Origin of the sequence: Pseudomonas sp. CCOS 191 (genome assembly GCF_001007005.1) — a bacterium.
In the GTDB taxonomy this organism is placed as follows: Bacteria; Pseudomonadota; Gammaproteobacteria; order Pseudomonadales; family Pseudomonadaceae; genus Aquipseudomonas; species Aquipseudomonas soli.
In genome coordinates, this window is the sequence record NZ_LN847264.1 from 2,646,324 (window position 1) to 2,670,459 (window position 24,136).

General features: G+C 65.4%; 19 protein-coding genes and 1 riboswitch. Of the genes, 8 read left to right on the forward strand and 11 right to left on the reverse strand.

Annotation, left to right across the window (positions count from 1 at the left end; all coding sequences use genetic code 11):
* Window positions 1–121: 121 nt before the first annotated feature.
* Both alkB and CCOS191_RS12015 read right to left on the reverse strand, forming a co-directional pair.
* Complete coding sequence (gene alkB, locus CCOS191_RS12010) at window positions 122–766, reverse strand: DNA oxidative demethylase AlkB (RefSeq protein WP_046855398.1); 645 nt, start codon at window positions 764–766, stop codon at window positions 122–124.
* 81 nt (window positions 767–847) lie between these two features.
* A complete protein-coding gene (locus CCOS191_RS12015) occupies window positions 848–2,938 on the reverse strand; it encodes a TonB-dependent siderophore receptor (RefSeq protein WP_046855399.1) in 2,091 nt (696 codons plus the stop codon).
* A 133-nt stretch (window positions 2,939–3,071) separates the two neighbouring features.
* On the opposite strand from CCOS191_RS12015, the gene ykgO reads away from it, so the two are divergent.
* Window positions 3,072–3,218 (forward strand): type B 50S ribosomal protein L36, encoded by a 147-nt coding sequence (gene ykgO, locus CCOS191_RS12020; protein ID WP_046855400.1) that lies wholly within the window; start codon window positions 3,072–3,074, stop codon window positions 3,216–3,218.
* Window positions 3,219–3,271: 53 nt separating this feature from the next.
* Here ykgO and CCOS191_RS12025 read toward each other — a convergent pair whose 3' ends face one another.
* The 3 genes from CCOS191_RS12025 to CCOS191_RS12035 form a co-directional block, all read right to left on the reverse strand.
* Window positions 3,272–4,726 (reverse strand): PepSY domain-containing protein, encoded by a 1,455-nt coding sequence (locus tag CCOS191_RS12025; protein WP_046857762.1) that lies wholly within the window; start codon window positions 4,724–4,726, stop codon window positions 3,272–3,274.
* Between the two features lie 5 nt (window positions 4,727–4,731).
* Window positions 4,732–6,885 (reverse strand): TonB-dependent receptor, encoded by a 2,154-nt coding sequence (locus tag CCOS191_RS12030; RefSeq protein WP_046855401.1) that lies wholly within the window; start codon window positions 6,883–6,885, stop codon window positions 4,732–4,734.
* A gap of 71 nt (window positions 6,886–6,956) precedes the next feature.
* The gene (locus CCOS191_RS12035; protein WP_038706229.1) at window positions 6,957–7,346 is read right to left on the reverse strand and encodes a DUF2946 family protein; all 390 of its coding nucleotides are present in this window, start codon (window positions 7,344–7,346) and stop codon (window positions 6,957–6,959) included.
* A gap of 137 nt (window positions 7,347–7,483) precedes the next feature.
* Window positions 7,484–7,687, forward strand: a riboswitch (cobalamin riboswitch).
* A gap of 90 nt (window positions 7,688–7,777) precedes the next feature.
* On the opposite strand from CCOS191_RS12035, the gene CCOS191_RS12040 reads away from it, so the two are divergent.
* The 3 genes from CCOS191_RS12040 to CCOS191_RS12050 are packed head-to-tail and all read left to right on the forward strand — an operon-like array spanning window position 7,778 to window position 11,388.
* Entirely contained in the window at window positions 7,778–9,733 is a 1,956-nt protein-coding gene (locus CCOS191_RS12040) for a TonB-dependent receptor plug domain-containing protein (protein WP_046855402.1), read from the forward strand.
* Between the two features lie 10 nt (window positions 9,734–9,743).
* Window positions 9,744–10,472 (forward strand): (2Fe-2S) ferredoxin domain-containing protein, encoded by a 729-nt coding sequence (locus tag CCOS191_RS12045; protein ID WP_046855403.1) that lies wholly within the window; start codon window positions 9,744–9,746, stop codon window positions 10,470–10,472.
* Window positions 10,465–11,388, forward strand: a complete 924-nt coding sequence (locus CCOS191_RS12050) for an ABC transporter substrate-binding protein (RefSeq protein ID WP_046855404.1) — start codon at window positions 10,465–10,467, stop codon at window positions 11,386–11,388. Before CCOS191_RS12045 ends, CCOS191_RS12050 begins: the two co-directional genes overlap by 8 nt.
* A 5-nt stretch (window positions 11,389–11,393) precedes the next feature.
* Here the strand turns inward: CCOS191_RS12050 and CCOS191_RS12055 are convergent, their stop codons facing one another.
* Window positions 11,394–12,752: an 8-oxoguanine deaminase gene (locus tag CCOS191_RS12055; RefSeq protein WP_046855405.1), complete on the reverse strand. Its 1,359-nt coding sequence runs from the start codon at window positions 12,750–12,752 to the stop codon at window positions 11,394–11,396.
* Window positions 12,753–13,319: 567 nt separating this feature from the next.
* On the opposite strand from CCOS191_RS12055, the gene CCOS191_RS12060 reads away from it, so the two are divergent.
* Window positions 13,320–16,196: an HD domain-containing phosphohydrolase gene (locus tag CCOS191_RS12060; RefSeq protein WP_046855406.1), complete on the forward strand. Its 2,877-nt coding sequence runs from the start codon at window positions 13,320–13,322 to the stop codon at window positions 16,194–16,196.
* Window positions 16,197–16,228: 32 nt separating this feature from the next.
* Window positions 16,229–16,759, forward strand: coding sequence for an MgtC/SapB family protein (locus CCOS191_RS12065; RefSeq protein ID WP_046855407.1), 531 nt, complete (start codon window positions 16,229–16,231; stop codon window positions 16,757–16,759).
* 538 nt (window positions 16,760–17,297) lie between these two features.
* Here the strand turns inward: CCOS191_RS12065 and CCOS191_RS12070 are convergent.
* The 3 genes from CCOS191_RS12070 to CCOS191_RS12080 all read right to left on the reverse strand — a co-directional run bounded on the left by CCOS191_RS12070 (window position 17,298) and on the right by CCOS191_RS12080 (window position 19,575).
* Window positions 17,298–18,197: a hydroxymethylglutaryl-CoA lyase gene (locus tag CCOS191_RS12070; protein WP_046855408.1), complete on the reverse strand. Its 900-nt coding sequence runs from the start codon at window positions 18,195–18,197 to the stop codon at window positions 17,298–17,300.
* Window positions 18,198–18,217: 20 nt separating this feature from the next.
* Entirely contained in the window at window positions 18,218–18,619 is a 402-nt protein-coding gene (locus CCOS191_RS12075; protein ID WP_023631568.1) for a MerR family transcriptional regulator, read from the reverse strand.
* A gap of 83 nt (window positions 18,620–18,702) precedes the next feature.
* Window positions 18,703–19,575 carry a helix-turn-helix domain-containing protein gene (locus CCOS191_RS12080; protein ID WP_046855409.1) on the reverse strand — a complete coding sequence of 291 codons (873 nt, stop codon included), beginning with the start codon at window positions 19,573–19,575 and terminating at the stop codon, window positions 18,703–18,705.
* 171 nt (window positions 19,576–19,746) lie between these two features.
* Between CCOS191_RS12080 and pobA the strand changes: the two genes are divergently transcribed.
* A complete protein-coding gene (gene pobA / locus CCOS191_RS12085; RefSeq protein ID WP_046855410.1) occupies window positions 19,747–20,934 on the forward strand; it encodes a 4-hydroxybenzoate 3-monooxygenase in 1,188 nt (395 codons plus the stop codon).
* Window positions 20,935–20,942: 8 nt separating this feature from the next.
* Here the strand turns inward: pobA and CCOS191_RS12090 are convergent, their stop codons facing one another.
* Complete coding sequence (locus CCOS191_RS12090) at window positions 20,943–21,605, reverse strand: ankyrin repeat domain-containing protein (protein ID WP_046855411.1); 663 nt, start codon at window positions 21,603–21,605, stop codon at window positions 20,943–20,945.
* A 158-nt stretch (window positions 21,606–21,763) separates the two neighbouring features.
* Between CCOS191_RS12090 and CCOS191_RS12095 the strand changes: the two genes are divergently transcribed.
* Window positions 21,764–22,645, forward strand: a complete 882-nt coding sequence (locus CCOS191_RS12095; protein ID WP_023631572.1) for a LysR substrate-binding domain-containing protein — start codon at window positions 21,764–21,766, stop codon at window positions 22,643–22,645.
* A 12-nt stretch (window positions 22,646–22,657) separates the two neighbouring features.
* Here the strand turns inward: CCOS191_RS12095 and CCOS191_RS12100 are convergent, their stop codons facing one another.
* A complete protein-coding gene (locus CCOS191_RS12100) occupies window positions 22,658–23,386 on the reverse strand; it encodes a DUF899 domain-containing protein (RefSeq protein ID WP_046855412.1) in 729 nt (242 codons plus the stop codon).
* Window positions 23,387–24,136 lie beyond the last annotated feature (750 nt).

The following is a 24,136-nucleotide window of genomic DNA, read 5'->3' on the forward strand; positions in this document are numbered from 1 at the left end:
AATGTAGGAGCGGATTCATCCGCGATGCGCCGCGCGGGCGGCGCTCGATCTGACAGGCGCTGCCACTCTAACGTCGAACACCTTGAAAGCCCTGACCGTTAGGGTCAGCCGGCCTTTAGGATCAGCCGGCCTTGCGCAGCGTCAGGTTGATCCGCCGTTCGCCCATGCGCGGATGCACGCCAGGTTTGATCGGCAGCACGCCATGAAAGCGCAGGCGGTCCTCGCCGCCCCACACCAGCACGTCGCCGTGGTTCAGCGGGATGCGCCGGGTACGGTCCGAGCGTTGCAGCCCGCCGAACAGGAACACTGCGGGCAGGCCCAGCGAGATCGAGACGATCGGATGGGCGTAGTCCTGCTCGTCGCGGTCCTGATGCAGGCTCAGGCGGGTACCCGGCAGGTAGTGGTTGATCAGGCAGGCATCCGCCACGAAGCCGTCGAAACCGGCCTGGGCGGCGGCGCGCGAGGCCAGCTCGACCAGCACCCGGGGCAGGGCGGGCCAGGGCTTGCCACTGACCGGGTCGGTGGCGGAGTAACGATAGCCGCTTGCGTCGCTGACCCAACCCAGCGCGCCGCAATTGCTCAGCGCCACGGCCATGCGCAGGCCGCCGGGGGTCTGCATGTGGCGAAACGGCGCCGCGCGCAGCACCGGGCGCAAGGCATCGAGCAGGGGCTCGAGCTCCGCCAGGGCGAAACCTGGCAGCAGCGTGGTGTGCGCGGCCAGCTGCTGGGGGTGTGCGTCGAACAGATCGAGATCGGACTGGATCATGCCAGGGGCTGCTTGGGTGGTGTCCGCACAGTGTATCGCGATGCCCCGGTGCGTGGAGCATCGCGAGCCACTGCGTTGGCCTCAGAGGCTGAGCGTCAGGCTGACACTGACATTGCGCGGCTCGCCCGGCAGCACCCATGAGCTGTTGTATGAGCGCTCGTAGTACTTGCGATCGAACAGGTTGTTGAGGTTCAGGCCCACGGTGACCTGCTCGCTGGCCTTGTAGTGCGCCAGCAGGTCGACCGTGCTGTACGAGGGCAGGGTGAAAGCGCTGCCGGCCTGACCGGAGCGCTCGCCGACATAGTTGAACGCCGCCCCCAGGTCCGAACCGCGCAGGGCGCCATTCTGGAACTCATACACGCCCATCACGCTGCCGCTGTTACGGGCAATGCCCAGCAGGTCGCTGCCCTTGGGCAGGCTGGCATCGCCCTTGGTGACCTCGGCATCGATGTAGGCATAGGCGCCGATCACCCGCACCGCCTCGCTGAGCTGACCGCTGAACTGCAGGTCCAGGCCCTGGCTGCGCGCCTTGCCGGCCGCGATGCTCTCGCCCAGGGCATCGGTGGTGATGACGTTCTCCTTGTCGATATGGAACAGCGCCACCGTGGCGCCCAGGCGGCTGTCGAACAGGTCGAGCTTCAGGCCGGTCTCGTAGCCGATGCCTTTCTCGGGCTTGTACACCTGCCCCTGGGTGCCGATGGTGTTGGGCTTGAACGAGGTCGAGGCGTTGGCGAACACGCCGACCTGTGGCGTCAGCTGGTACAGCAGGCCGACGCGGGGCGTGGCGACATCCTTGGCCTGGCTGTTGCTGATGCCGCTGCTGCGGTTCTGCGAGGTCTGCTCGATGCGCTCCAGGCGTACCCCGAGCAGGCCGCGCAGGCGTTCGCTGAAGGCGATCTGGTCCTGCAGGTTGAGGGCATGGCTTTCGGTGCGCTCGAAGAAGTCATTGGCGCGGGTGAGGGCCGGCTTGGGCTTGCCGTATACCGGGTTGCGGATGTCCAGGCCGTAGCTGGCCAGGGTCGCGCTCTGCGGGTACTTCTGGCTGTTGCGGTAGTTCTCGTATTCCAGGCCGATCAGGCTCTGGTGCTGCCAGCCGAGCAGCTCGAACTGGCCGTGCAGTTCGGCTTGGGTGATGTTGTCGTTCCACTCGAAGTCGCGCTCGCGGTAGAAGCGTGTGAGCGTGTTTCCGACCAGGGCCTGGGGCTCGGAGCTGTTGCCCTTCAGTGTGCCCTGGGTGTAGTGGTTGGCCAGGCGCAGCTTCCAGTTGTCGTCGAGGAAGTGCTCCAGGGCCAGGTCGACGGTCTGGTTGTCGTTGCGGATCTTGCCGTCGTTGGGCTCGCCCATGAACGCCGAACGCGGCACCGAGCCCATCTGGCCATTGACCGCCGGGATGCCGCGGTCGAACACCGATTCGGTGCGGGAGAACTCGGTGTCCAGCAGCAGGCGGGTGTCGGGCGACAGCTGCCAGCTCAGCGACGGGCTGACGATCCGTCGCTCGCTGTTGACGTGATCGCGGAAGCTGCCGTTGTCCTCCACCGCCAGGTTGACCCGGCCCAGCAGGTTGCCTTGGCTGTCCAGCGGCGCGTTGGCGTCCAGCGTGCCGCGGTAGCGGTCCCAGCTGCCGGCGCTCAGGTTCACGGTGCTGAACGTCTCGGCCTGGGGGCGCTTGCTGACGATGTTGACCAGCCCGCCGGGATCGCCGCGCCCATAGAGGCTCGCGGCCGGGCCCTTGAGTACCTCGATGCGCTCGATGCTGGAGGTGTCGGGCGCGCTGTAGCTGCCGCGGTTGACGGCGAAGCCGTTCTTGTACAACTCCCCCGTGGTGAAGCCGCGCACGCTGTAGTTGAGAAAGGTCAGGCCGCCGAAGTTGTTCTGCCGCGACACGCCGCCGGCAAAGTCCAGGGCGCGGTCGATGCGGGTGCTGTTGAGGTCCTTGAGTACCTGGGCCGGCACCACTTCGATGCTCTGCGGGGTGTCGCGGATATCGGTGTCGGTGCGCGTGGCGGTGGCCGAGCGGGTGGCCCGATAACCCTGGACCGGGCCGTCGGCGCGCTCTTCGAGGTAGGCGTCGGTGATCGAGGTTTCGTCCAGCACCAGGGGTTGGGCCGCAGCGAGCGGTTGACCGAACAGGCCCAGGGTCAGGCCGGCCAGAAGGGGAGCGCGAGGGTTCAAGGGGGATCTCCGTTAAATATGTAATAACATTACATTATCGTTCCAGTCATCGCCAGAAGAAGGTGTGACAGGGCGGTTGCGCGATGAGAATGATTTGCGTTAATGTTATGTTATTACGTATCCGGAGGTTCTCATGCAAGTACTGTCCTCACTCAAGCAGGCCAAGCGCCGTCATCGTGACTGCCAAGTGGTCAAACGCCGTGGTCGGATCTATGTGATCTGCAAGTCCAATCCCCGGTTCAAGGCCAGGCAGGGCGGGGCGAAGAAAAAGCGCGGGTAGCCGTCAATGGCTGTCAGTCAGGCGAAAGGGGCTGCACAGCAGCCCCAATGACGCTACCGAAGAGTCCTGCGCAGGCGTCGCCAGCCCAGTACCACACCACTGAGGGCTATCACCAGGCCGCCGCTACTCAGGCCGATGATCAACCCTTCGCGCAACAGCGGCCGCGCCAGCAGCGGTTGCCAATCCCAACTGTGCAACAGGTTGAACAACCAGCGCCCGGCACGTTGCGCCCGGTCGTGGCTGGCCACCAGCGTGCCGCTGGCAGGGTCCAGGTAGGCCCAGGTGCCCGCCGCGTCGGCGAAGCGCAGGCGCAGCACGGGCAGTGGGCGCGCTTGGGATCCGTACATGCTCTGTGGCTCGCGGGCGAAGTAGTGGAAGTCGTAGGCGCTCTGCCAGTCATCCTCCACCGACACCCCGGGAGCCATCGCTTGCGCGGCCGCCAGCAGCCTTTCCCGGCTGAAGGTACGCGCCGGCGGGGCGTGTGCTTCAAGGATGCGGCTGTCGCCGTCGGCGCTGCGGGCCACTGCATAGGTGACGCCGGCCAGGCGTTGCCACTGCAGCTCCACTGCATCGAACCCTGTTTCGTCGCGCAAGCGGGCCAGGGCCTTGGCAATCGGCAACTGCAGGTCGGCGGCGCGCAGCGGCGCTTGCTGCAAGGCGATCTGCGAGCGGCTGTCGGTCACGCCCCAGGGGCGCATCGACATCAACCCGCTGAACACCCACAGCACCAGCACCCCACCGAACAGCAGCCCGCCGATGTGGTGCCAGCGCAACCAGCCGCCGGGGTAGGGGCTGCACGATCCGCTACGGTAAGGCTTGCGCAGCCGCAGGCGCAGGATGCCCACCGCGATGCCCATGAGCGCCATCAGCGTGCCGAGCAGTGACAGGCCGATCACCAGGGTGCGCCAGCCATTGTCGAAGCCCAGGCCGCCGCGCAACGGATAGAGCCAGTGCAACCAGGCGCCGACCCAGTTCCAGGCGCGCTCACGGCCGCTCGCATCGCGCACCACCTCGCCGGTGCGCCCGGACAGGTACAGCCAGGTGCCGGCCGCATCGTCCACTTGTACCCGGTGCAAGGGGCGATCGCTGTCCAGGGCCCGGGAGTGGGTCCACATGTCCTCGTCCAGCGTGCCCTGGTAAGCCAATGCCGCGCTACCGGCGTACTGCCGGGCATTGGCCAGAGCCCAGGCCGCGTCGGCGTTGGCCAGGGGCTCGCCGTTGGCTGCATCGAGGGTGACGCGGCGACCGTCCGCCAGCTCCAGCAAATAGTACGGTTGCCCGCCCAGGCTGGTCAGGCGCAGCGCCTTCAACGGCTGCTCAGCCCATTGCGCCGGCAACTCGGCGCAGCATCCCGCCGGCAAGGCCGGCAGGTGGGCCAGGCGCTCGGCCGTGGTCAGCTTGGGGTAGCCGACGTACAGCATGACCACCCCGGAGACGAACCACAGCGCCATGAACAGGCAGGCGACGATGCCCAGCCAGCGATGCCACAGGTACAGCTGGCGTTTCAGGCCCATCAGTAGCGCCACTGCACAGCGACTTCCAGGCTGCGCGGCTCACCCAGGTAGTACTGGGTGTTGGTCTGGTGGATGAAGCGGGCGTAGACCTCGTCGGTGAGGTTGCGCAGGCGGGCGCTGAGTTGCACGTGCTGGTCCAGGTCGTGGGTCATCGACAGCCCGTAGACGGTGTACGAAGGCACCCACTGGGTGTTGGCGGTGTTGGCGTACACCGCCGAGACGTAGCGGGCGTCGGCGCCGACCTGCCAGCCCGGCGCCAGGTCGTAGGTCAGCCAGAGGTTGGCCACCCGGTCCGGAATGTTCACCGGGTTCTTGCCCTTGCGCGAGTACACCACGCCGCCGATGGTCTCGTTGAACTCGTCGTATTCGGCGTTGACCCAGCTGAAGTTGCCCGCTGCCAGCAGCTTGGGCGTGACCTTGAACGACGCCGCCAGCTCGATGCCGGTGGAGGTCTGCTGGCCGGCCTGCTCGGTGGTGTTGGGCACGGTCGAGGAGGGCACCGAGATGTTCTTGCGTACGATGCGGTAGGCCGCCGCGGTGGCCGAGCCGCGCCCGTCGAGGAAGTCGAGCTTGCTGCCCACTTCCACCTGCCTGCCGGTGCTCAGGTCGAAGTCGCCGACCTGGCTGATCGACGCGCCGGTGAGCGAGCCCCCTGGCGGTTCGGCCGAGGTGCTGTACTGGGTGTACAGGCTGATATTGGAGGTCAGGTCGTAGACCAGCCCCAGGCGCCCGGTGAAGGCATCCCAGCGCCGATTCAGCTTGGCCCGGGTCACGTGGTCGACCACGTCGAAGTCGATATGGTCGTAGCGCAGCGCGGTGACCAGCGACAGCTGGTCGGTCAGGCGGGTCCGATTCTCGACGAAGCCCGCAGTGGTGTCGGTGGTGGTGCTGCGGCCCTTGGCGCGTGGAGCGTCCATGCCAGGAATGTCGAGGAAGTGACCGGGCTGGAAACCGTTGGGATCGATGCTGTCGAACGCGCCCTTGGACAACGGGTAGGCGGTCTGCTGGTTGCGGTTGTAGTCCACGCCGAACGCCCAGTCGCTGGCCAGGCCGAACAGCTGGCCCTGGTGGGTCAGCTCGACGCGGTTGCCGTTGACCTCCTGGTCGTGGCGCTGGCGGTAGCCGCCGGAGCGGGCGATGGCGGTGTTGCCGGGGTTGTAGCGGTACACCTCGAGGTTGCGGTAATCGCGCTGGCCGTTGTAGTGGTAGAAGGTGTTGCGCAACTGGTTGCTGTCGTCGATGCGGTAGTCGGTGATCGAGCGCAGCCAGCGGGTGCGCTGCTCGTAGCGGCCGTCCTCGACGTTGTAGTTGTCGAAACGGTGGTGCTTGTCGATGTGCAGGGTGCCGCTGGCCGGTTGCAGCACCGGCGCGCCCCAGTAGGGGCTGTCTTCCTTCTCTTCGAGATACTCGATGGCCAGGGTATGCGACAGCTGGTCGTTGATGTCGCTGAGCAGCGAGAAGGCCAGGTTGCCGGCCCCATTCTCCTGGCGGTCGATATAGCCATTGGTGCTGGTGCGGCTGTAGTCGAGCCGCGCGTAGTGGCGTGGTCCGTCACCGCTGTTGAGCGCCTTGTTGAAGCCGACCGAGGTTTCCATCGTGTCGTAGCGCCCATAGCTGACGCGGCCCTCGAAGGTGTCCTCGTCGCGGTTGGCCAGTTTGGTGATCATGTTCAGGCTGCCGCCCACGGCGCCGCTGCCGTTGAGGAACGACGACGGCCCGCCGAGCAGTTCGACACGATCGTAGATCCATGCCCCGACCGGGCGCCCGGCGGCGCCATACTGCAGGTTGATGCCGTTGAACAGCTGGCTGACCTGGGCGCCGTTGAAGCCGCGATACGTCACGTAGCCGCCCCAGCCGGGCGGTGCCGAGGCGTTGACCCCGGGCAGCGCGTTGGCGGCGTCCTGGAAGTTGCGCGCGCCGATGCGCTGCATGGTCTTGCGGTCGGCGACGCTGACCGAGGCGGGGTTCTCGCGGGCGCTGAGGTTCAGGCGTGAGCCGCTTTCGATGGGGCGGTCCAGGTCGAGGCTGGTCGCCTCCTTGGCTTGGTCGGCCGTGGCCGTGACGTTGCTGGCGGGCAGGGTGAGAGTGTCGTCCTGCGCCCAGGCGCAGGTTGCGCTGCCAACGAGCAGCGCCAGAGTGGTCATGCGGAACATGCAAGGCTTCCTGGCTGAAATCGGTGAGCACACGCCCGCTGCCGATCAGGCAGTTCGAGGGCGTGGCGATGTCAGAACGCGAGAAGCGAAGCGGGGGAGGCGCGGGGGTTGACCAGTGGCCAGCGCTGCTTGGGCAGCCGTGGCGCGGGTTGTCTGGGTAAGGGTTTGCTCGACTCCCCGGCGAGCAGGGCCAGCAAGCCGAAGAACACCGCCAGCAGGATGGCGCTGAACAGGCTGGCGATCACGCAGTCGCCGCCGGCGGGCAGCACCGGGTCGGTGATGTCCTGGTCGCCCTTGAACACGCCGCTGCTGTCGGCCGCGCACCAGGCGGCGTCGTCGAGGCCGGCCAGGCGCAGCCCGGCCATCTGCCCATGGCCCATGGCGCACAGCAACGAGCCGAACAGGATGCTGAAATACAGCACCCAGGCGACTTGCGATCGTGTGTGGCGGGCCAGCTTCATCGGCAAAGCTCGAAGGGAATAGGTTAGGCGTGCGGATTCTACAACTTTTGACACATCTGCCTAGAGTGATTGGAAGATAAAAAACACGCGAAACGATTCACCGGCCTTTGCTTGACGCACCTTGCCCCAAGGTGTTCAGATGCCGACCGATTTCAGGTGTCCCATGCCGCCGCGCATGGGGTGAAACGGGAAACCGGTACGCGCTTCGCGCCAGTCCGGTGCTGCCCCCGCAACGGTATGCAAGTGATGCCTTCGATAGACCACTGTGGCCCGCGCGTCATGGGAAGGTGAAGACATCTTGTCTTGCGAGCCCGGAGACCGGCCTGGAATGTAGTAGGCAAACTCCTGCGGTGGGCGGGCATGGGCCGGTATTGGCGTGTGCGCGATCCGTGCTCCTGCGTGCTTCTGCGAAAGTCACTTTCGAGAAGAGCATGATTGCTGTGATTCACTCCCGACGTCGCTTCCCCAAGGCCCGGACCTTGTTCCTGGGCTGCCTGGCCAGCCCCCTGGCACTGGCCGAAAACACCCCCCTGATCCTCGACCAGCAGATCGTCGCCGCGCCGTCGGTGGAGTCGACCACGGTCGCCGCCATGGCCCAGTACGGCAGCAAGGTCGAGATCGTCAGCCGCGAGCAGATCGAGCGCGCCGGCCCCGGCGCCGACATCACCCGGGTGATGCAGATGTTCATCCCCGGCTTCTACGTCGCGCCGAAGAACGGCCCGTTCGACTACGGCACCTACTCGCTGCTCGGCGGGCGCAACGACGACACCCTGATCCTGCTCGACGGTGTACGCCTGAACAACCGCCTGTACGGCGGCCTGTACCTGGACACCCTGCCGGCCAACGCGGTGGAGCGCATCGAGGTGCTCAAGGGCGGCCAGAGCCTGTTGTTCGGCACCCAGGCCGTGGCGGGGGTGATCAACATCGTCACCCGCAGCCCGCAACGTCGTCAGGCTTCAGGTGAGGTCAACCTGGGCCTGGACAGCTTCGCCGGCAGCAGCAAGGACGCCCGCGTCGAGCGGATCTTCAACAATGGCTTCGGCGACCTGGGCCTGCTGGCCTATGTCAGCCACAACGTCTCCGACGGTTACCAGCCGTTTCGCAACCGCGACTACAGCGGCAACGTCAGCGACAAGAAGCGCGGCTACGAGGTGACCACCTTCGGCGGCAAGGCGATCCAGGCCTTCGGCGACGATGCGCGTCTGGAGCTGTTCTACCAGTACACAGACGCCAACCTCGATTTCGCCCGACCGGTGAACAATTACAAGACCACCAATGACCGCGTGCAGCAGATCGCCACGGCTACCTTCGAACAGCGCATCAGCGAGCGCCTGAGCTACTTCGTCAAGGGCCACGTCAACGACTGGGACACCCGCTACACCCGCATCAACAACCGCGCCGACGGCTCCCGCGACGTGGTCAACCACAACGACTACTGGGGCTTTACCGATTGGGGCGTGCAGGCCGAGGGCAAGGCCGAACTCGACGGCGGCCACGTGCTGGTGTTCGGTTCCGACAACCAGTGGTTCAAGGGCCAGGACGACGTGCTGGTGATCGACGACAACAAGGCCCAGGCCAATGCGTTGTATGCCCAACTGCGTCCCAGGATCGAGGCCTTGCCCAACTGGCACCCGAGCCTCGGCCTGCGCCACGAGGCCATGAGCGGCGGCGACAGCGCCACCGTCGGCATGCTCACCTCGCTGTACGACCTGAGCGACAACTGGCAACTGCGCGGCCAGTATGGCAGCGCCTACAAGCTGCCCAATGCCGAGCAGTTGTTCGTCAACGAGCCTGGCGACGAGATCGGCAACCGCGACCTCAAGCCCGAGAAGAGCCGCAATGCCGAGCTTGGCCTGGACTACCACGGCCTGCTGCTGGAGCGTGAATTCAGCGCCAGCGTCACCGTGTTCCGACGCAAGATCACCGACTTGATCACCCTGGACGGCAGCCAGTGGGTCAACGGCCAAGGGCAGGTACAGATGCGTGGCTTCGAGGCCGATGCGCGTATCCAGCTTGACGATCAATGGAGCCTGCAGGCCGACATGACCCGCAACCTCACCGAATCGCGTACCGGGGCAACGATCAACGACGTGCCGAGTTTCTTCGCCCGTTCGCGGCTCGGCTACGAATCAACGGACCGCAGGTGGGGAGCCGGGGGCGCCATTCGCTATATCCGCGACGTGGTCAGCTCCAAAGGCGTCGACTACGGCCATTATTCGGTGGTCGACGCCGATGCCTACCGCTACCTGGACGGCGCCCGCCAGCACCGGCTGAGCCTGCTGGTGGAGAACCTGTTCGACCGCGACTATGTCACCAGTCGGGCGAGCAATGTCGACAACCTCGGGCGGCCGTTCACCAGCGAACTGCGCTACACCTACACCTTCTGAGGGCGTGAGCATGGACTACCAGCGCGTGTTGTTCGTCGGCCCCGGCCTGGGTGGCGGCTCGGCGGCCGAAGCTTTCGGCGCCGAGATTCGCGACCTGCGTGGCCGCGAGGCGGGCCGGGATATCGTCGACACCCTGGAGGGTTTCGACGGGCTCTGGGCGGTGATCCGCGAGGCCCTCGACCAGGGCGTGGAACGCCTGCTGGTGGTGGACCTGGAACCCACCTCGGACAGCGCCTACCTTGACTGGCTGCGCGATGAGCTTGGGCGCCTGGCGCAAGGTCGGGCCGGCGTCTGGGTCACGGCCCAGGCCCTGGGGCGGCGTGGCCTGGATGCGCGGGTGGCCTGTGCCAGCATCGGCGAACCTGCTCGCCACCTGGCGTGCGACCAGGTCAACGCGGTGGCCAGCGACCCGGACTGGTCGCGGGTGCCCGAGCATGCCCGCCAGGTGTTCCTCTGCACCGGCCCTCGCTGCGTGCGGCGCGGTGCCTTGCCGCTGTGGAAACGCCTGCGCCGGCGGTTGCTGGAGCGTGACCTGATCGAGACCCCGGGCGGCGTGCTGCTGACCCGCACCGGTTGCCAGTTTCCCTGCAACCTGGGGCCCGTGTTGACGGTGCACCCGGACGGTTGCTGGTATCGGGTACGTGATGATCGGGAGGTGGAGGAATTGGTGGAAACGCATCTAGAGGGCGCAAGGATCGCCAAAGCACTGTTGATCAAGGGAGGGGCGTGCGATGCGTAAAGCCTGGCTGCTGTCGCTGGCCTTGTGCTGTGGCACACCGGCCCTGGCCGACAGCTATCGCAACTGCGGGCAGGACTGGCAACGGCCCGCTGCGGCGCCTGCGCGTATCGTCGCCCTCAACCAGCACGCGGCCGACCTGCTGCTCGCCCTCGGCGCGGGGCCGTCGATGGTCGGGGTGGCCTACCTGGACGACAACGGCGCCGCCTACAAGCAGGGCCGCTACCAGGGTGTGCCGGTGATCGCCCGGGAGTATCCGGCCAGTGAAGTGTTGTACGCGCAAAGGCCGGACCTGGTGGTCGGTGGATTCGCCACGGCCTTTGGCGATGGGATCACCTCGCGCAGCAGATTGGCCGGCAACGGGATTGCCACCTACCTGCTCGAGTCGGCCTGTAACGGTCACTCGCTGGACTACTACGGCCATGTCCGGCGTGACCTGACTGTGCTAGGCGAGCTGTTGGGCAGGCAGGCGAGGGCGCAGGCATTGATCGAGGCGATGGAGGCCGACCTGGCGCAGGCCAGGGCGATCGCACCCAGCGGCAAGCCACTGTCGGTGTTCTACCTCGACAGCGAGGTGCGGGGGCTGGACAGCGAGGGCGGACGTGGGTTCGTCACGCCGCTGCTGGCCGCCGCCGGGGCGCGCAATGTACTTGCCGGGATCGACCAGTACCGCGTGACGATCAACCGCGAGGCGCTGCTGAGCAGCGACCCCGACGTGATCCTGCTGGCCGACGCCCTGTGGTCGCCGGCCAGCCGCAAGCGTCAGCTGCTGACCCGCGACCCGGTGCTTTCGAGCCTGCGGGCGGTGCGCGAGAATCGCATGATCGATATCCCGTTCACCCAGCTGATGCCCACGCCGGCCAGCGGGCGGGTGGCCCTGGAACTGGCGCAGCGGCTCAGGGGGATGGCTGTTCCATAGCCGGCCTACTCGCCGATGACCAACTGACGCGCCAACTGGTTATGACGCTCCAGCACCCTTGGCAGGTCGACGGTAGTGATGCGCCCGTCCCGAACCACCACGCGCCCGTTGATCACGCTGGTGTCAACATGGGTCGGGGTGCAGAACACCAGCGCCGCCAGCGGGTCGTGGAGGGCACCGGCATAGGCCACATGGCCAAGGTCGAAAGCGACGAAGTCGGCGACCATGCCCGGTGCCAGGGCACCGATATCGTCACGGTTGAGTACCTTGGCACCACCCAGGGTGGCGATTTCCAGCGCTTCGCGGGCGGTCATCGCATCCGGGCCGAAGCCGACCCTTTGCAGCAGCAAGGCCTGGCGTACCTCGCCGATCATGCTGGCGCCGTCGTTGGATGCCGAACCATCGACCCCCAGCCCCACCGGCACGCCGTGGTCGCGCATCTTGCGGATCGGCGCTATGCCTGAGGCCAGGCGCATGTTCGAGCACGGGCAGTGGGCGACCCCGGTGCCGGTGCGGGCGAACAGCTCGATGCCGTGCTGGTCGAGCTGCACGCAGTGGGCATGCCACACATCGTGGCCGACCCAGCCCAGGTCCTCGGCGTATTCGGCCGGAGTCATGCCGAACTTCTCGCGGCTGTAGGCGATGTCGTTGACGTTCTCGGCCAGGTGGGTGTGCAGCGACACGCCGTACTCGCGAGCCAGAACCGCCGCTTCGCGCATCAGGTCGCGGCTCACCGAGAACGGTGAGCAGGGCGCCACCACCACGCGCCGCATCGAGCCATGGCTGGCGTCGTGGTAGTCCTCGATCAGACGCTGGGATTCCTTGAGGATGTCGCTTTCCTTTTCCACCACCGAGTCCGGCGGCAGGCCACCCTGGCTGCGGCCGACGCTCATGCTGCCGCGGGCGGCATGGAAGCGCATGCCGATTTCCTCGGCGGCGTGGATGCTGTCGTCGAGCTTGCAGCCGTTGGGGTAGATGTACAGGTGGTCGCTGGAGGTGGTGCAGCCCGAGAGGATCAGCTCGGCCATGGCCGTCTGGGTCGAGACCGCGATCATCTCCGGGGTCAGCCGCGCCCAGATTGGATAGAGGTTGGTCAGCCAGTTGAACAGCTCGCCGTCCTGGGCCGCCGGCACCACGCGGGTAAGGCTCTGGTACATGTGGTGGTGGGTGTTGACCAGGCCGGGGATGACCACCTTGCCGGTCATGTCGAGGATCACGTCGGCGTTTTGCGGCAGCGTTTCGCTGGGGCCGACCTGGCGGATCACGTTGTCTTCGATGTACAGGCCGCCGCGTTTGATTTCACGGCGTTCGCCGTCCATGGTCACCAGCAGTTCGGCGTTCTTGACCAGTAGGGTCTTGGGCATGTGTGTCCCCTCCCGTTTGGGATGTGTTTTCTGATTGTAGAGAGGCGCCTGGTGCATGGGCCGGGCGCACCAGGGCCGTCAGGCGCCGCGGCGTGACCGGGCGTCGATGACAGGGGCGAACGGTTCACCGCGCACGTGCGAAGGCTGCGCCATGGCGGGCGCATCGGGCAGGTGGGCAGACGGTGACAGGACGAATGCGGCAAGTGGCATTCGGGAAAGATGCCCGGTGAAGGCGGGCGGCAGTGGATGTCGCATGGCTTGAGCCTGTCGCAATACGCAACGGCGATGACCGTTGTCGTAGGCGCGAGGCAGTGTAAACAGAATTCGCTTGTTTTGTATACGATGGATTGTTTCGACAAACCGCGGCCTGCAAGCGCTTCGAAAAAGTGCATGCAGTCTTATATGGCGTCGTGCCACTATCGGGCTGTCTCGCTGCCAGCGGATATCTCGGGCCGGCACGTTCGCATGGGCTGATTACACTGTGGAAATCGCCACACGGGGAGTACCTGGGATGGGCTGCGTGTTGATAGGGCAGGCTGGACGGGCGTGCGCTCGAGGTAGACGGCCATGAACAACCGTGGCCGGAGCATTTCCCTGCAATGGCTGGTGGCATTGGCGATCATGCTGGGCATGCTGGCGCTGGGCGCGGCCCTGGCCTGGCAAGGCTACCTGGGCGTGCGCCAGGCCCTGGTGGCCGCCGCCGGCGATGCCGCCCAGCAGGTCGGCCGGACCATCGACGAGCGCGCCCGGCGCCTGGTCGACCCGGTGCAGAGCAGCATTCGCCTGCTGGCCTTCAGCCCGGCGTCAAGCACGTTGGCCCAGCGCCTCGAGCAACTGCCGCAACTGGTCGAGAGCCTGCGTGCCAACCGCATGCTCAGCGCCGCCTACGTCGGTTATCCAAACGGTGAATTCCTGCTGGTCCGGCGCTTGCGTGACCCGCAACTGTTGCAGCGCTTCGCGGCACCGGCGGACACGGCGTTCCTGGTGCAGACCGTCACCCAGGGCGCCGATGGCGCGATGCAGGGCGAGTGGCGCTTCTATGACCCGGCACTGACCTTGTTGCAGCGCCAGGGCAAGCCCGACTACCAATACGATCCACGCCAACGCCCCTGGTTCATCGAAGCCAGCGCGCAGCCCGAGACCGTACTCACTCGCCCCTACGTGTTCTTTACCACCCGCGAGATCGGCCTGACCATGGCCCAGCGCAGCGCCGAGGGCACCGCGGTGATCGGCATGGATGTCTCGGTCAACGACCTGGCCAGCGAGAGCCGTGACCTGCGCATCACCGTCGGCACCGAGATCGCCGTGGTCGACGACCAGGGCAACGTGGTGGCCTATCCCGACCTGCAACGGGTGGTCGTGCGCGAGGGTGAGAGCGTGCGCCTGTCGCGCATTGGCGAGCTGGGCATCGGCAGCCTTGCGCATATCTACGCCGACATGCCCCAGGGCGCGAGCCCACAGCCTTACCAGGTCGAGGGACAGACCTGGTACGGCATGCGCGTGCCGCTTACCTCCATGGCCGGACAGCACCTGCAGGTGCTGATCGCCGTGCCGGCCCACGAACTGCTGGCCGGCGCGCGCAAGGTGCTGTTCGAGCAGTTGCTCTGGGCAGTGGCACTGGCCGCCGTGTTGCTGTTGCTCGGCGGGCTGCTGGGTCGGCGCATCGGCCGTCCGTTGCGCCGGCTGACCGAGCAGGTGCAGGGCCTGGCCAGTTTCGATTTCAGCCGTGAGGTGGGCGTTGTCTCGCGGGTCTCCGAAGTGCGTGAGCTGAGCCGGGTGCTGAGCCGCATGTCCGGCACCATCCGCAACTTCCAGGCGATCACCCTTACGTTGAGCCGCGAGACCCAACTCGAAGGCATGCTCGACGGCGTGCTCAATCACCTGGTGGCGGCAGCGGGCGTCAGCGCCGGTGCGGTGTATCTGTACGACGACAACACTCGGTTGCGCCTGGCCGCCGCCAGTCGCGGCCATGACTACCCCGAGGAACTGGCGGTGCCTGAAGGCGAGCGGCATGACCTGGCCAGTGCGGTGACCCAGGCCCTCGCATGGCAAGGGCGCAGCCTGGCGGTGGTACTCAATGACCGCGGCCAGGCGCTGCTCGGCATCCTGGTACTGCAACTCGCCGATGCGAACGCGGCCGTGGGCCAACCGTTCCAGCGCTTCGTCGAGGAACTGTCCGGAGCCGCCGCCGTGGCCATCGAGACCCGCCAGCTGGTCGAGGCCCAGCAGCGCCTGCTGGACGCCATGATCAAGTTGCTGGCCGACGCCATTGACGCCAAGAGCCCCTATACCGGCGGCCATTGCGAACGGGTGCCGCAACTGGCGCAGATGCTCCTGGACCAGGCCGTGCAAGCTGACAGCGGCCCCTATGCCGACTTCAGCATGAGCGAGGCCGAGCGCTACGAATTCCGCGTGGCCGCCTGGCTGCACGACTGCGGCAAGATCACCAGCCCCGAATACGTGGTGGACAAGGCGACCAAGCTCGAGACCTTGTACAACCGCATCCACGAGGTACGCATGCGCTTCGAGGTGCTCTGGCGCGATGCCGAGGTCGCCTACTGGCAAGGCGTGGCCAACGGCGATGATGAGCCGGCGCTGCGGCGCACGCTGGAGGCATGCCGGGCAACCTTGCAGGAGGAGTTCGCCTTCGTCGCCAACGCCAACATCGGTGGCGAGTTCATGCAGGAGGCCGATATCGAGCGCCTGCGCACTATCGGCCAGCGCCGCTGGCGGCGGCACTTCGACAACCGCCTGGGCATCTCCCGCGATGAGGCGGAGCGGTTCACCGACACCTCGGCGGCAACCTTGCCGGTGGACGAGCCCCTGCTTGCCGACCGCGATGAGCACCGGGTGCCCTGGGGCGATCGTACGCCGCCGGTGGCCAAGGACGACCCGCGCAACCACTGGGGTTTCGACATGCGCCTGCCGGCCCATGCCAGCAACCACGGCGAGCTGTACAACCTGTCGATCCGCCGCGGCACGCTCAACGATGAAGAGCGCTTCAAGATCAACGAGCACATCGTGCAGACCATCATCATGCTCAGCGCGCTGCCGTTCCCGCGCCAGCTCAGGCGCGTGCCGTCAATCGCCGGCAACCATCACGAGAAGATGGACGGCAGCGGCTACCCGCGCAGGCTCGGCCAGGAGGCGTTGAGCATCCCCGAGCGGGTGATGGCGATCGCCGACATCTTCGAGGCGCTGACCGCGGCGGACCGGCCCTACAAGGCGCCGAAGACCCTGTCCGAGTCGGTGAAGATCCTGGTGTTCATGGCGCGGGACAAGCATGTCGACGGGCAGTTGCTGCGCTTGTTCCTGAGTAGCGGGGTGTACCGGCAATATGCCGAGCGCTTCCTGCGTCCCGAGCAGATCGACGAACTGGACGTGGCGTACTGGTTGGAGCAGTTGCAGGGTTTCACGCCAGAGCAATCCACCTACACTCCTTGAGACCTGTTCGGCGGGATCTCTGGAGGCACCCGATGGAAGCATTCTGGCAAGCCTTTCTGGCGGCGTTGCAGACCGAATTCGCCGATGTCGCCGACGCGCGCGAGGTATCCCGGATCCTCATCCGCCTGCTGATGGCGGCCTTGCTGGGGGCGGTGCTGGGTTTCGAGCGCGAGAGCAAGGGCAAGTCGGCCGGCGTGCGCACGCACATGCTGGTGTCCATGGGCGCGGCCTTGTTCGTCCTGGCGCCGAGCATGGCCGGGGCGGATGCGCAGGCGTTGAGCCGGGTGATCCAGGGCATCGTCGCCGGGATAGGCTTTCTCGGCGCGGGCACGATCCTCAAGGGCAATGGCCGCGACACCAGTCACGTCAAGGGCCTGACCACCGCGGCCGGGTTATGGATGACCGCCGCCATCGGCACGGCCGCCGGCATGGGGCGCGAGGCCACGGCACTGGTCAGCACGGTGCTGGCGCTGCTGGTGCTGGCGAGCATGCCGTTGCTGGTGGAAAAGGTCGAAGGCGAGCATGAGGACAAACGCGAGGAGGAGGAGGGCAGGAAGCACTGAGGGGAGCCGAAGCTCCCCTCATAAGCGTTGTTGCCTGCTCTTTTCTTATTATTGGAGATTGGCCTGTTGTTGTTTTTGTCGGCTGTCGTCTCTGCACTGCGGGGCCCCCAACCGGGGCCAAGAGCAAACGTATTTTTTTGAGCGCTGACCTGCGTTCATCCAACGTGATCCAACCTTGACTGCCGCTACCTCGGAGGTAGTTTTATTGTTCTTGCCAGGTTGCGGGGCCGGAACCCCTGGAATGCACGTCGACTCCAAAAAAATCTGCTTGCTACGTCTCTGCCGTGTTGTTCTTGTTATGTCAGAGCCGTTTACTGTTGTTTTTATTGGGTATCGCGTTTTTTGTTCTTGTTATGCCTAAAGATATAGCAGGTGGCGTGCCAACTTTTATAAACCCTTTAAAATCAATGGTTTGGTGATTTTGCAGAGTGGATTGGCACGTGAAAATTTGTCGAATTGTTTCCCTGTTACCCGATTTTCTTCTGCACAGCGTGTAGGCGGTAACACTCCACCCACACCTGTGTGACAAGCGTGTGACTCAGCGAACGCCGCGGGCCTTCGCCACCCGCGAACCGGTGGCGCGCCCGAGCACTTCGCTGATACGCAGGCCCGCGGCGATCAGCCGGTCCAGGTCAATGCCGGTTTCGATGCCCAGCCCTTGCAGCAGGTACACCACATCCTCGCTAGCGACGTTACCGGTGGCGCCCTTGGCGTAGGGGCAGCCGCCCAGGCCGGCCACCGAGCTGTCGAACACGCTGATGCCTTCGAGCAGGCTGGCATAGACATTGGCCAGCGCCTGGCCGTAGGTGTCGTGGAAGTGCCCGGCCAGCTGCGCGCGGGGCACCTGGGCCGAGACCACCTCGAACAGGCGGCGGGTGTCACCGGCGGTGCCGGTGCCGATGGTGTCGCCCAGCGATACTTCATAGCAGCCCATGTCATGCAGGGCCTTGGCCACCGGTGCCACCTGCTCGGCGCTGATGCGTCCCTCGTAGGGGCAGCCGAGCACGCAGGAGACATAGCCGCGCACCCGCACACCCTGGCTGCGGGCAGACTCCATGATCGGCTCGAAACGCTTGAGGCTGTCACTGATCGAGCAATTGATGTTGCGCTGGGAGAACGCTTCGGACGCCGCCGCGAACACCGCCACTTCCTTCACCCCGGCGGCCAGGGCATCTTCGAAACCGCGCAGGTTGGGCGCCAGCGCCGCATAGGTGACGCCCTCGCGCTGACGGATACCGGCGAACACTTCGCCGGAGCCGGCCATCTGCGGGACCCATTTGGGCGAAACGAAGCTGCCCACTTCTATGTAGGCGAGCCCGGCGTCGGTGAGGTCATCCACCAGGCGCACCTTGTCGGCGACGCTGATGGGCTGGGCTTCGTTCTGCAGGCCGTCGCGCGGGCCGACTTCGACCAGGCGGACATTCTTGGGCAATGACATGGCGGGCTTCCTGTGGCGGATCAACGGTGGGTGTGCGGCGGGTTCAGGGTGGCGGCCAGGGCCTGCTCGCAACGCTCCTGGGCGGTGTCCAGCTCCAGGTGCATCTGCTGGATGTCGAGCATCTGCTGTTCGAGCTGGGCGCGGCGTTCGGCGATCTTCGCCAGCATGCTGGTGAGCTGTTTCTGGTTGCCGCCGGAGGGGTCGTAGAGTTCGATCAGTTCACGGCATTCGGCCAGCGAGAAACCGATGCGCTTGCCGCGCAGGATCAGTTTGAGCGTGACCTTGTCGCGGGCCGAGTAGATGCGTTCCAGGCCGCGTCGTTCAGGGCTGAGCAGACCCTGCTCCTCATAGAAGCGGATGGCGCGGGTGGTGATGTCCAGTTCGCGGGACAGGTCGGAGATGCTGTAGGTCTGGCTGCTCATGCTGGCGCTCGGGGGAGGGAATGCGAGTAACCTAATGCCAGGTTGACGTATACGTCAAGCAAGGGCTGTGCTCGCAGGCCCGCTCAGACATTCACGGACTTGCGGTAGGCCTTGGGCGTCTGCCCGTCGAGCCGTTTGAAGAACCGTGCAAAGTAGGTCGGGTCGCTGAACCCCAGGCTGTCGGACAACTGGCCGATGCTCATGCGCGTGTAGGCAAGATTGCGCCGTGCTTCGAGCAGCAGGCGCTGGTGGATCACCTGCAACGCCGATTGCCCGGCCAGCGCCCGGCACAGCTGGTTCAACAGCAGGCTGGTGATGCCCAGGCGCGCGGCGAAATCGTCCACGGCAAGGTGCTCGCGGTAATGCGCCTCGACCAGGCGCAGGTAGCGGCCGAGCAACTGCTGGTCCCGTTCGTCCTGGCTGCGCGCTGGCAAGGCGGCTTGCTGGCGGTTGATCCACACCATCAGCGCGGTGACCAGTGCCTGCAGCATGGGGCCGCGGGCCGGAGCGCTGCCCTGGTACTCCTGCTGCAGCGTGTCGATCAGGCCGTGCAGGCGCACGCGGTCCTTGCCCAGCGGGTAGCACCGTGCCGCCGCCAGCACGCTCAGGGGGGCGCCCAGGCGCTTTTCCAGATCGACCACCAAGGCCGTGCCGAACGTCAGCACATGCCCCTGGATATCGGCGCTGAAGCGAAAACCATGGACAGTCAGCGGCGGTACCACCTGGATCGCCGCCTCGCGAATCACCCGGCGTTCGCCCTCGATCTCCACCTGTGCCTCGCCGCGCTGCACATAGAGCAGCTGGAACAGCTCGGCGTGCCGGTGCGGTTTGATCTCCCAGTGGTGCAGACGGCTGCGCGCCGGGATCGACTCGCAGTGCAGCAGGTCGGTATCCGGCCAGGCACGGTGCTCGCCATACAGCTGGAACAACGGGATGCCGGAAAGGGGGCTGTGCATGGAGTGGGACCTGTCCGTTAATCGAACGAATTTCAGGAAAGTGCAGTTTTCAAAGCGGATTTCGCACGTTCTGCACATTTTTCAGCAGTAAAAATACAGGTGCAAACTCTAACAGCAGATGCGCGGCCATTGCCAGTGCAAAGCCGGCATCGTCATCGTGAGACAACAACAATGAAGACTCAGGTTGCAATCATCGGCGCCGGCCCGTCCGGCCTGCTGCTCGGCCAGCTGCTGCACAACGCCGGCATCGATACGCTGATCGTCGAGCGCCAGACCCCGGACTATGTGCTGGGGCGCATCCGTGCCGGCGTGCTCGAACAGGGCACGGTCGAATTGCTGCGCGAAGCCGGCGTGGCCCAGCGCATGGATCGCGAAGGGTTGGTTCATGAAGGGGTCGAGTTGCTGGTCGGTGGCCATCGCCAGCGTCTTGACCTCAAGGCACTGACCGGTGGCAAGACGGTGATGGTCTACGGCCAGACCGAGGTCACCCGCGACCTGATGCAGGCTCGCGAGCAGAGTGGGGCGCCGATCATCTATGCGGCCAGCAATGTCCAGCCCCATGACATCGAGGGGCCGCGGCCCTACCTGACGTTCGACAAGGACGGTCGCCAGCACCGGGTGGAGTGCGATTACATCGCTGGCTGCGATGGCTTCCATGGCGTGGCCAGGCAGAGCATCCCGGCCAGCGTGCTGAAGGTGTACGAGCGGGTCTATCCGTTCGGCTGGCTGGGACTGCTGGCCGATACCCCGCCGGTCAACCATGAGCTGATCTACGCCCATCACGAACGCGGTTTCGTGCTGTGCAGCCAGCGCTCGCAGACGCGCAGCCGCTACTACCTGCAGGTGCCGCTGCAAGAACGGGTCGAGGACTGGTCCGACGAGCGCTTCTGGACCGAGCTCAAGGCGCGCCTGCCAGAGGCGGTGGCCGAGCAACTGGTGACCGGGCCTGCGCTGGAGAAAAGCATCGCGCCGCTGCGCAGCCTGGTGGTCGAGCCGATGCAGCATGGCCGCCTGTTCCTGGTCGGCGACGCCGCCCACATCGTGCCACCCACCGGCGCCAAGGGCCTGAACCTGGCAGCCTCGGACGTCAACTACCTGTACCGGATCCTGGTCAAGGTCTACCGCGAGGGGCGTACCGACCTGCTGGCGCAGTATTCGCCCATGGCATTGCGGCGGGTATGGAAGGGCGAGCGCTTCAGTTGGTTCATGACCCAGCTGCTGCATGACTTCGGCGAACACCAGGATGATTGGGACCGCAAGATGCAGGCGGCCGATCGCGAGTACTACCTGGGGTCGGCGGCGGGGCTGGCGAATATTGCCGAGAACTATGTGGGGCTGCCGTTCGAGGCTGTGGAATAACCGGCGCGTCAGCGGCGCCTGGAGTTTTCCAGCAAGGCGACCATCTCGCGATAACCGCGTTGGCGCGCATGCTCCAGCGCAGTCACGCCGTCCTTGTCGGCAATTAGCGGGTCCGCCCCGGCCGCCAGCAACTGGCGCACGATTTCCACATGCCGCGGGCCGCCATCGCCGAGGATCACCGCCTCGAGAAGCGCGGTCCAGTGCAGGCGGTTGAGGTGGTTCACATCGACACCCGCCGCTATCAGCAACTGCACGGTGCTCACATGCCCGCGTTCGGCGGCCGGGATCAGCGCGGTACCACCGTAGCGGTTGGTGCTCTTCAGGTCGGCGCCATGGGCCAGGGTCAGGCGCAGGATGTCGTCCAGCCCGCGCGCGCCCGCGTACAGGTAGGGGCTGTCGTTGATATTGTCCTTGGCGTTGACGTCAGCGCCGGCCTCGATCAGCACCTTGGCGGCTTCCACTTCATTGGCGTGGGTGGCCACCAGCAACGCGGTCTCGCCCTGGTCGTTGCGGGTATCGGCCTGCGCGCCCCGGTCGAGCAGTTGGCGCACGGCAGGGGCATCGCCGCGGCGGGCGGCATCGAGCAACGCAGTGTTCATGGCGGGGGTCTCGGCATGGCTGGCAAGGCTGGTGAACAGGGTCAGCAGCAAGGCGGTGAACGGCAGGCGCATGGTGGTCGGCTCCTGATATGACGAGGGTTCATGCTAGTGGGCCTGTGTTTGTTGCAGAAGTGAAAAATCTGGATGGATCCCAGTGTATTTGCGCATGTTGCCGGGTATCGGTACCCGTGGTAGAAGTCAGGCTTGTCATTCAGAAGTCGAATATCAAGATGTCTGCCAGCGTAAAACCAAATAGGGCCCTGTTCGACCTCGACCTGCTGCGCGCCATCGTCGTGGTGGCTGACTGCGGCAGTTTCACCACCGCCGCGGCGCGCCTGCATTCCACGCAGTCGACCATCAGCCAGAAGGTCCGCCGCCTCGAGGACATGGTCGGCCACCGCCTGCTGGTGCGTGGCAACCGCGATGTGCTGCCCACCGATGCCGGGCAGACGCTGCTCGGTTATGCCCGACACATGCTGGCCCTCAACGACCAGATGCTCGAGGCGTTGGCCGGGGCCATGGTCGGGGTAACCGTGCGCCTGGGCGTGCCGGAGGATTTCGTCGGCGGGCGCACCACCAATGCGCTGTCCGCGTTCAGCCGGCAGCACCCCCAGGTCAAGCTGGAAGTCACCAGCGGGCTATGCCGCGATCTCAGCCAGGCCTATGACAACGGCGAGCTCGACCTGGTGCTGCTCAAGCAGCGGCGCAACAGCCGCGAGGGGGTGGCCTGCTGGCCGGAGCGCCTGCAATGGATCGACAGCGCGCGCATGCCGTCCTTCGATCTCGACCCGATTCCCTTGGTGACCTTTCCGCCACGCGGGCTGTACCGCGATGACATGATCAGCGCGATCGAAGGCATGGGCCGACGCTGGCGCATCAGCTTCACCAGCTCGAGCCTCAGCGGTATCCAGGCGGCGGTGGCCGACGGCATGGGCATCAGCCTGCTGCCGCCGCGGGCAGCGCTGCTCGAGCACCGGGTACTGGGCATCGAGCAGGGGCTGCCGGAGGTGGACAGCTACGAAATCGTTATCGTGCACCGGCCCACGGCGGATGTGATGGTCAAGGCACTGGCCGAGGTCTTGACGGAGTTGCTGGCGGTGCAGGCGATCTGACCCGCCGGAAACTCACTCCTTGCAGCAATGCGGCTTGTCAGTCGCATTTTCATAGCGATCATGATGCCGCACCCAGTCCATCGTCCCGTCCTCGTTGCGCCCGAGGGGCGCGAGGTCGAGGAAGTTGTACGCGTTGACCAGGATGTCCAGCCCCCGGGCATAGGTGGAGTAGGTGTGGTACAGGCTGCCGTCGCTATCGCGGTAGAACGCGCTGAGCCCGGGCAGCTCCGTTTCGTCGCCGGTGTAGGGTTCGTAGTTGTACTGGGCGCTGCCATCGGTGGCGACAGTGACGCCGAAATCCTGGTTGAAGCGGCTGCCGTGCGATGAAAACCATGGGAAGTGCCAGCCCATGCGCCGGCGGAACGCCTGGAACTCGGCATAGGGCGCCCGCGAAACTGCCACCAGGGAAACGTCGTGGTGGGCGAGGTGCAGGTTGGCGCCGTCGAAGTGGTCGGCCAGGAACGAGCAGCCCGGGCAGCCTTCGTGCCAGCCGTCGGCGAACATGAAGTGATAGACCAGCAACTGGCTGCGTCCGGCGAACAGCTCGCCCAGGCCTAGTTCGCCGTCCGGGCCCTGGAAACGGTAGTCCTGTTCCACCGCTACCCAGGGCAGGGCGCGGCGGGCGGCGGCAAGCTCGTCGCGTTGATGGGTGAAGGCTTTCTCGTGCAGCCAGAGTTGGTGGCGGGCGGCGAGCCATTGGCTGCGGGTTGCCACGGTGTGTTTGGGAGTGGGATGGCTCATGGGCGTGACTCCACGCTTGGGGGTTCATCCCGTAGTCGGGTGGCCCTTAGGTAATTCGACAGGTTTTATCCGTTATCGACGAATGGTTGAGCCACTGTTTGCTTTAGCTCTTGCTCTTGCTCTTGCTCTGCTTTTGCTTCTAAGCGCGCGATAGTTCAAGCGACACAAATTGCGACTTCAGGAGGCCGAACGGAGGTCTTGCGGAGGGAGGTGACGGGCATGGATGCCCGTCAAGCGCTGCGCCCCAGGATGGGGCGTTCAGCGCGGTCCTCCCGGGAGCAAGGCCGGAGTGAGGGGACCCCGGAGCGAAGCGTAGGGGCCGGATGAATGGAGCGAGGATTTTTTGGTCCCTTTTTGATCCTTCAAAAAGGGACCCGCCGTAAGGGCGGAAAGGTGATTATGCGTCACCATCGCAAATGAATGCGCATATAACTTTCAAAACACTCACTGTATAAGTCAAAGTCAAAGTCAAAGTCAAAGTCAAAGTCAAAGTCAAAGTCAAAGTCAAAGTCAAAGTCAAATGCGATTGGTGTGGGTTTTCACAGTTGTAAGCGCATTCATTTACTATACTGACGCATAGTCACCTTTTCGCCCTTACGGCGAGTTCCTTTTTGTCGTGGCAAAAAGGAACCAAAAACCGTGCGCTCCATTCATCCGGCCCTCCGCTTCGCTCCGGGTCCCCTCACTCCGGCCTTGCTCCCGGGAGGACCGCGCTGAACGCCCCATCCTGGGGCGCAGCGCTTGACGGGC

What these genes read in the sequence shown, in the direction of transcription:
- alkB (WP_046855398.1), bottom strand. Translation starts at nt 766, where the DNA reads ATGATCCAGTCCGATCTCGATCTGTTCGACGCACACCCCCAGCAGCTG.
- ykgO (WP_046855400.1), top strand. Translation starts at nt 3,072, where the DNA reads ATGCAAGTACTGTCCTCACTCAAGCAGGCCAAGCGCCGTCATCGTGAC.
- CCOS191_RS12030 (WP_046855401.1), bottom strand. Translation starts at nt 6,885, where the DNA reads ATGTTCCGCATGACCACTCTGGCGCTGCTCGTTGGCAGCGCAACCTGC.
- CCOS191_RS12035 (WP_038706229.1), bottom strand. Translation starts at nt 7,346, where the DNA reads ATGAAGCTGGCCCGCCACACACGATCGCAAGTCGCCTGGGTGCTGTAT.
- CCOS191_RS12040 (WP_046855402.1), top strand. Translation starts at nt 7,778, where the DNA reads ATGATTGCTGTGATTCACTCCCGACGTCGCTTCCCCAAGGCCCGGACC.
- CCOS191_RS12045 (WP_046855403.1), top strand. Translation starts at nt 9,744, where the DNA reads ATGGACTACCAGCGCGTGTTGTTCGTCGGCCCCGGCCTGGGTGGCGGC.
- CCOS191_RS12050 (WP_046855404.1), top strand. Translation starts at nt 10,465, where the DNA reads ATGCGTAAAGCCTGGCTGCTGTCGCTGGCCTTGTGCTGTGGCACACCG.
- CCOS191_RS12055 (WP_046855405.1), bottom strand. Translation starts at nt 12,752, where the DNA reads ATGCCCAAGACCCTACTGGTCAAGAACGCCGAACTGCTGGTGACCATG.
- CCOS191_RS12060 (WP_046855406.1), top strand. Translation starts at nt 13,320, where the DNA reads ATGAACAACCGTGGCCGGAGCATTTCCCTGCAATGGCTGGTGGCATTG.
- CCOS191_RS12065 (WP_046855407.1), top strand. Translation starts at nt 16,229, where the DNA reads ATGGAAGCATTCTGGCAAGCCTTTCTGGCGGCGTTGCAGACCGAATTC.
- CCOS191_RS12070 (WP_046855408.1), bottom strand. Translation starts at nt 18,197, where the DNA reads ATGTCATTGCCCAAGAATGTCCGCCTGGTCGAAGTCGGCCCGCGCGAC.
- CCOS191_RS12075 (WP_023631568.1), bottom strand. Translation starts at nt 18,619, where the DNA reads ATGAGCAGCCAGACCTACAGCATCTCCGACCTGTCCCGCGAACTGGAC.
- CCOS191_RS12080 (WP_046855409.1), bottom strand. Translation starts at nt 19,575, where the DNA reads ATGCACAGCCCCCTTTCCGGCATCCCGTTGTTCCAGCTGTATGGCGAG.
- pobA (WP_046855410.1), top strand. Translation starts at nt 19,747, where the DNA reads ATGAAGACTCAGGTTGCAATCATCGGCGCCGGCCCGTCCGGCCTGCTG.
- CCOS191_RS12090 (WP_046855411.1), bottom strand. Translation starts at nt 21,605, where the DNA reads ATGCGCCTGCCGTTCACCGCCTTGCTGCTGACCCTGTTCACCAGCCTT.
- CCOS191_RS12095 (WP_023631572.1), top strand. Translation starts at nt 21,764, where the DNA reads ATGTCTGCCAGCGTAAAACCAAATAGGGCCCTGTTCGACCTCGACCTG.
- CCOS191_RS12100 (WP_046855412.1), bottom strand. Translation starts at nt 23,386, where the DNA reads ATGAGCCATCCCACTCCCAAACACACCGTGGCAACCCGCAGCCAATGG.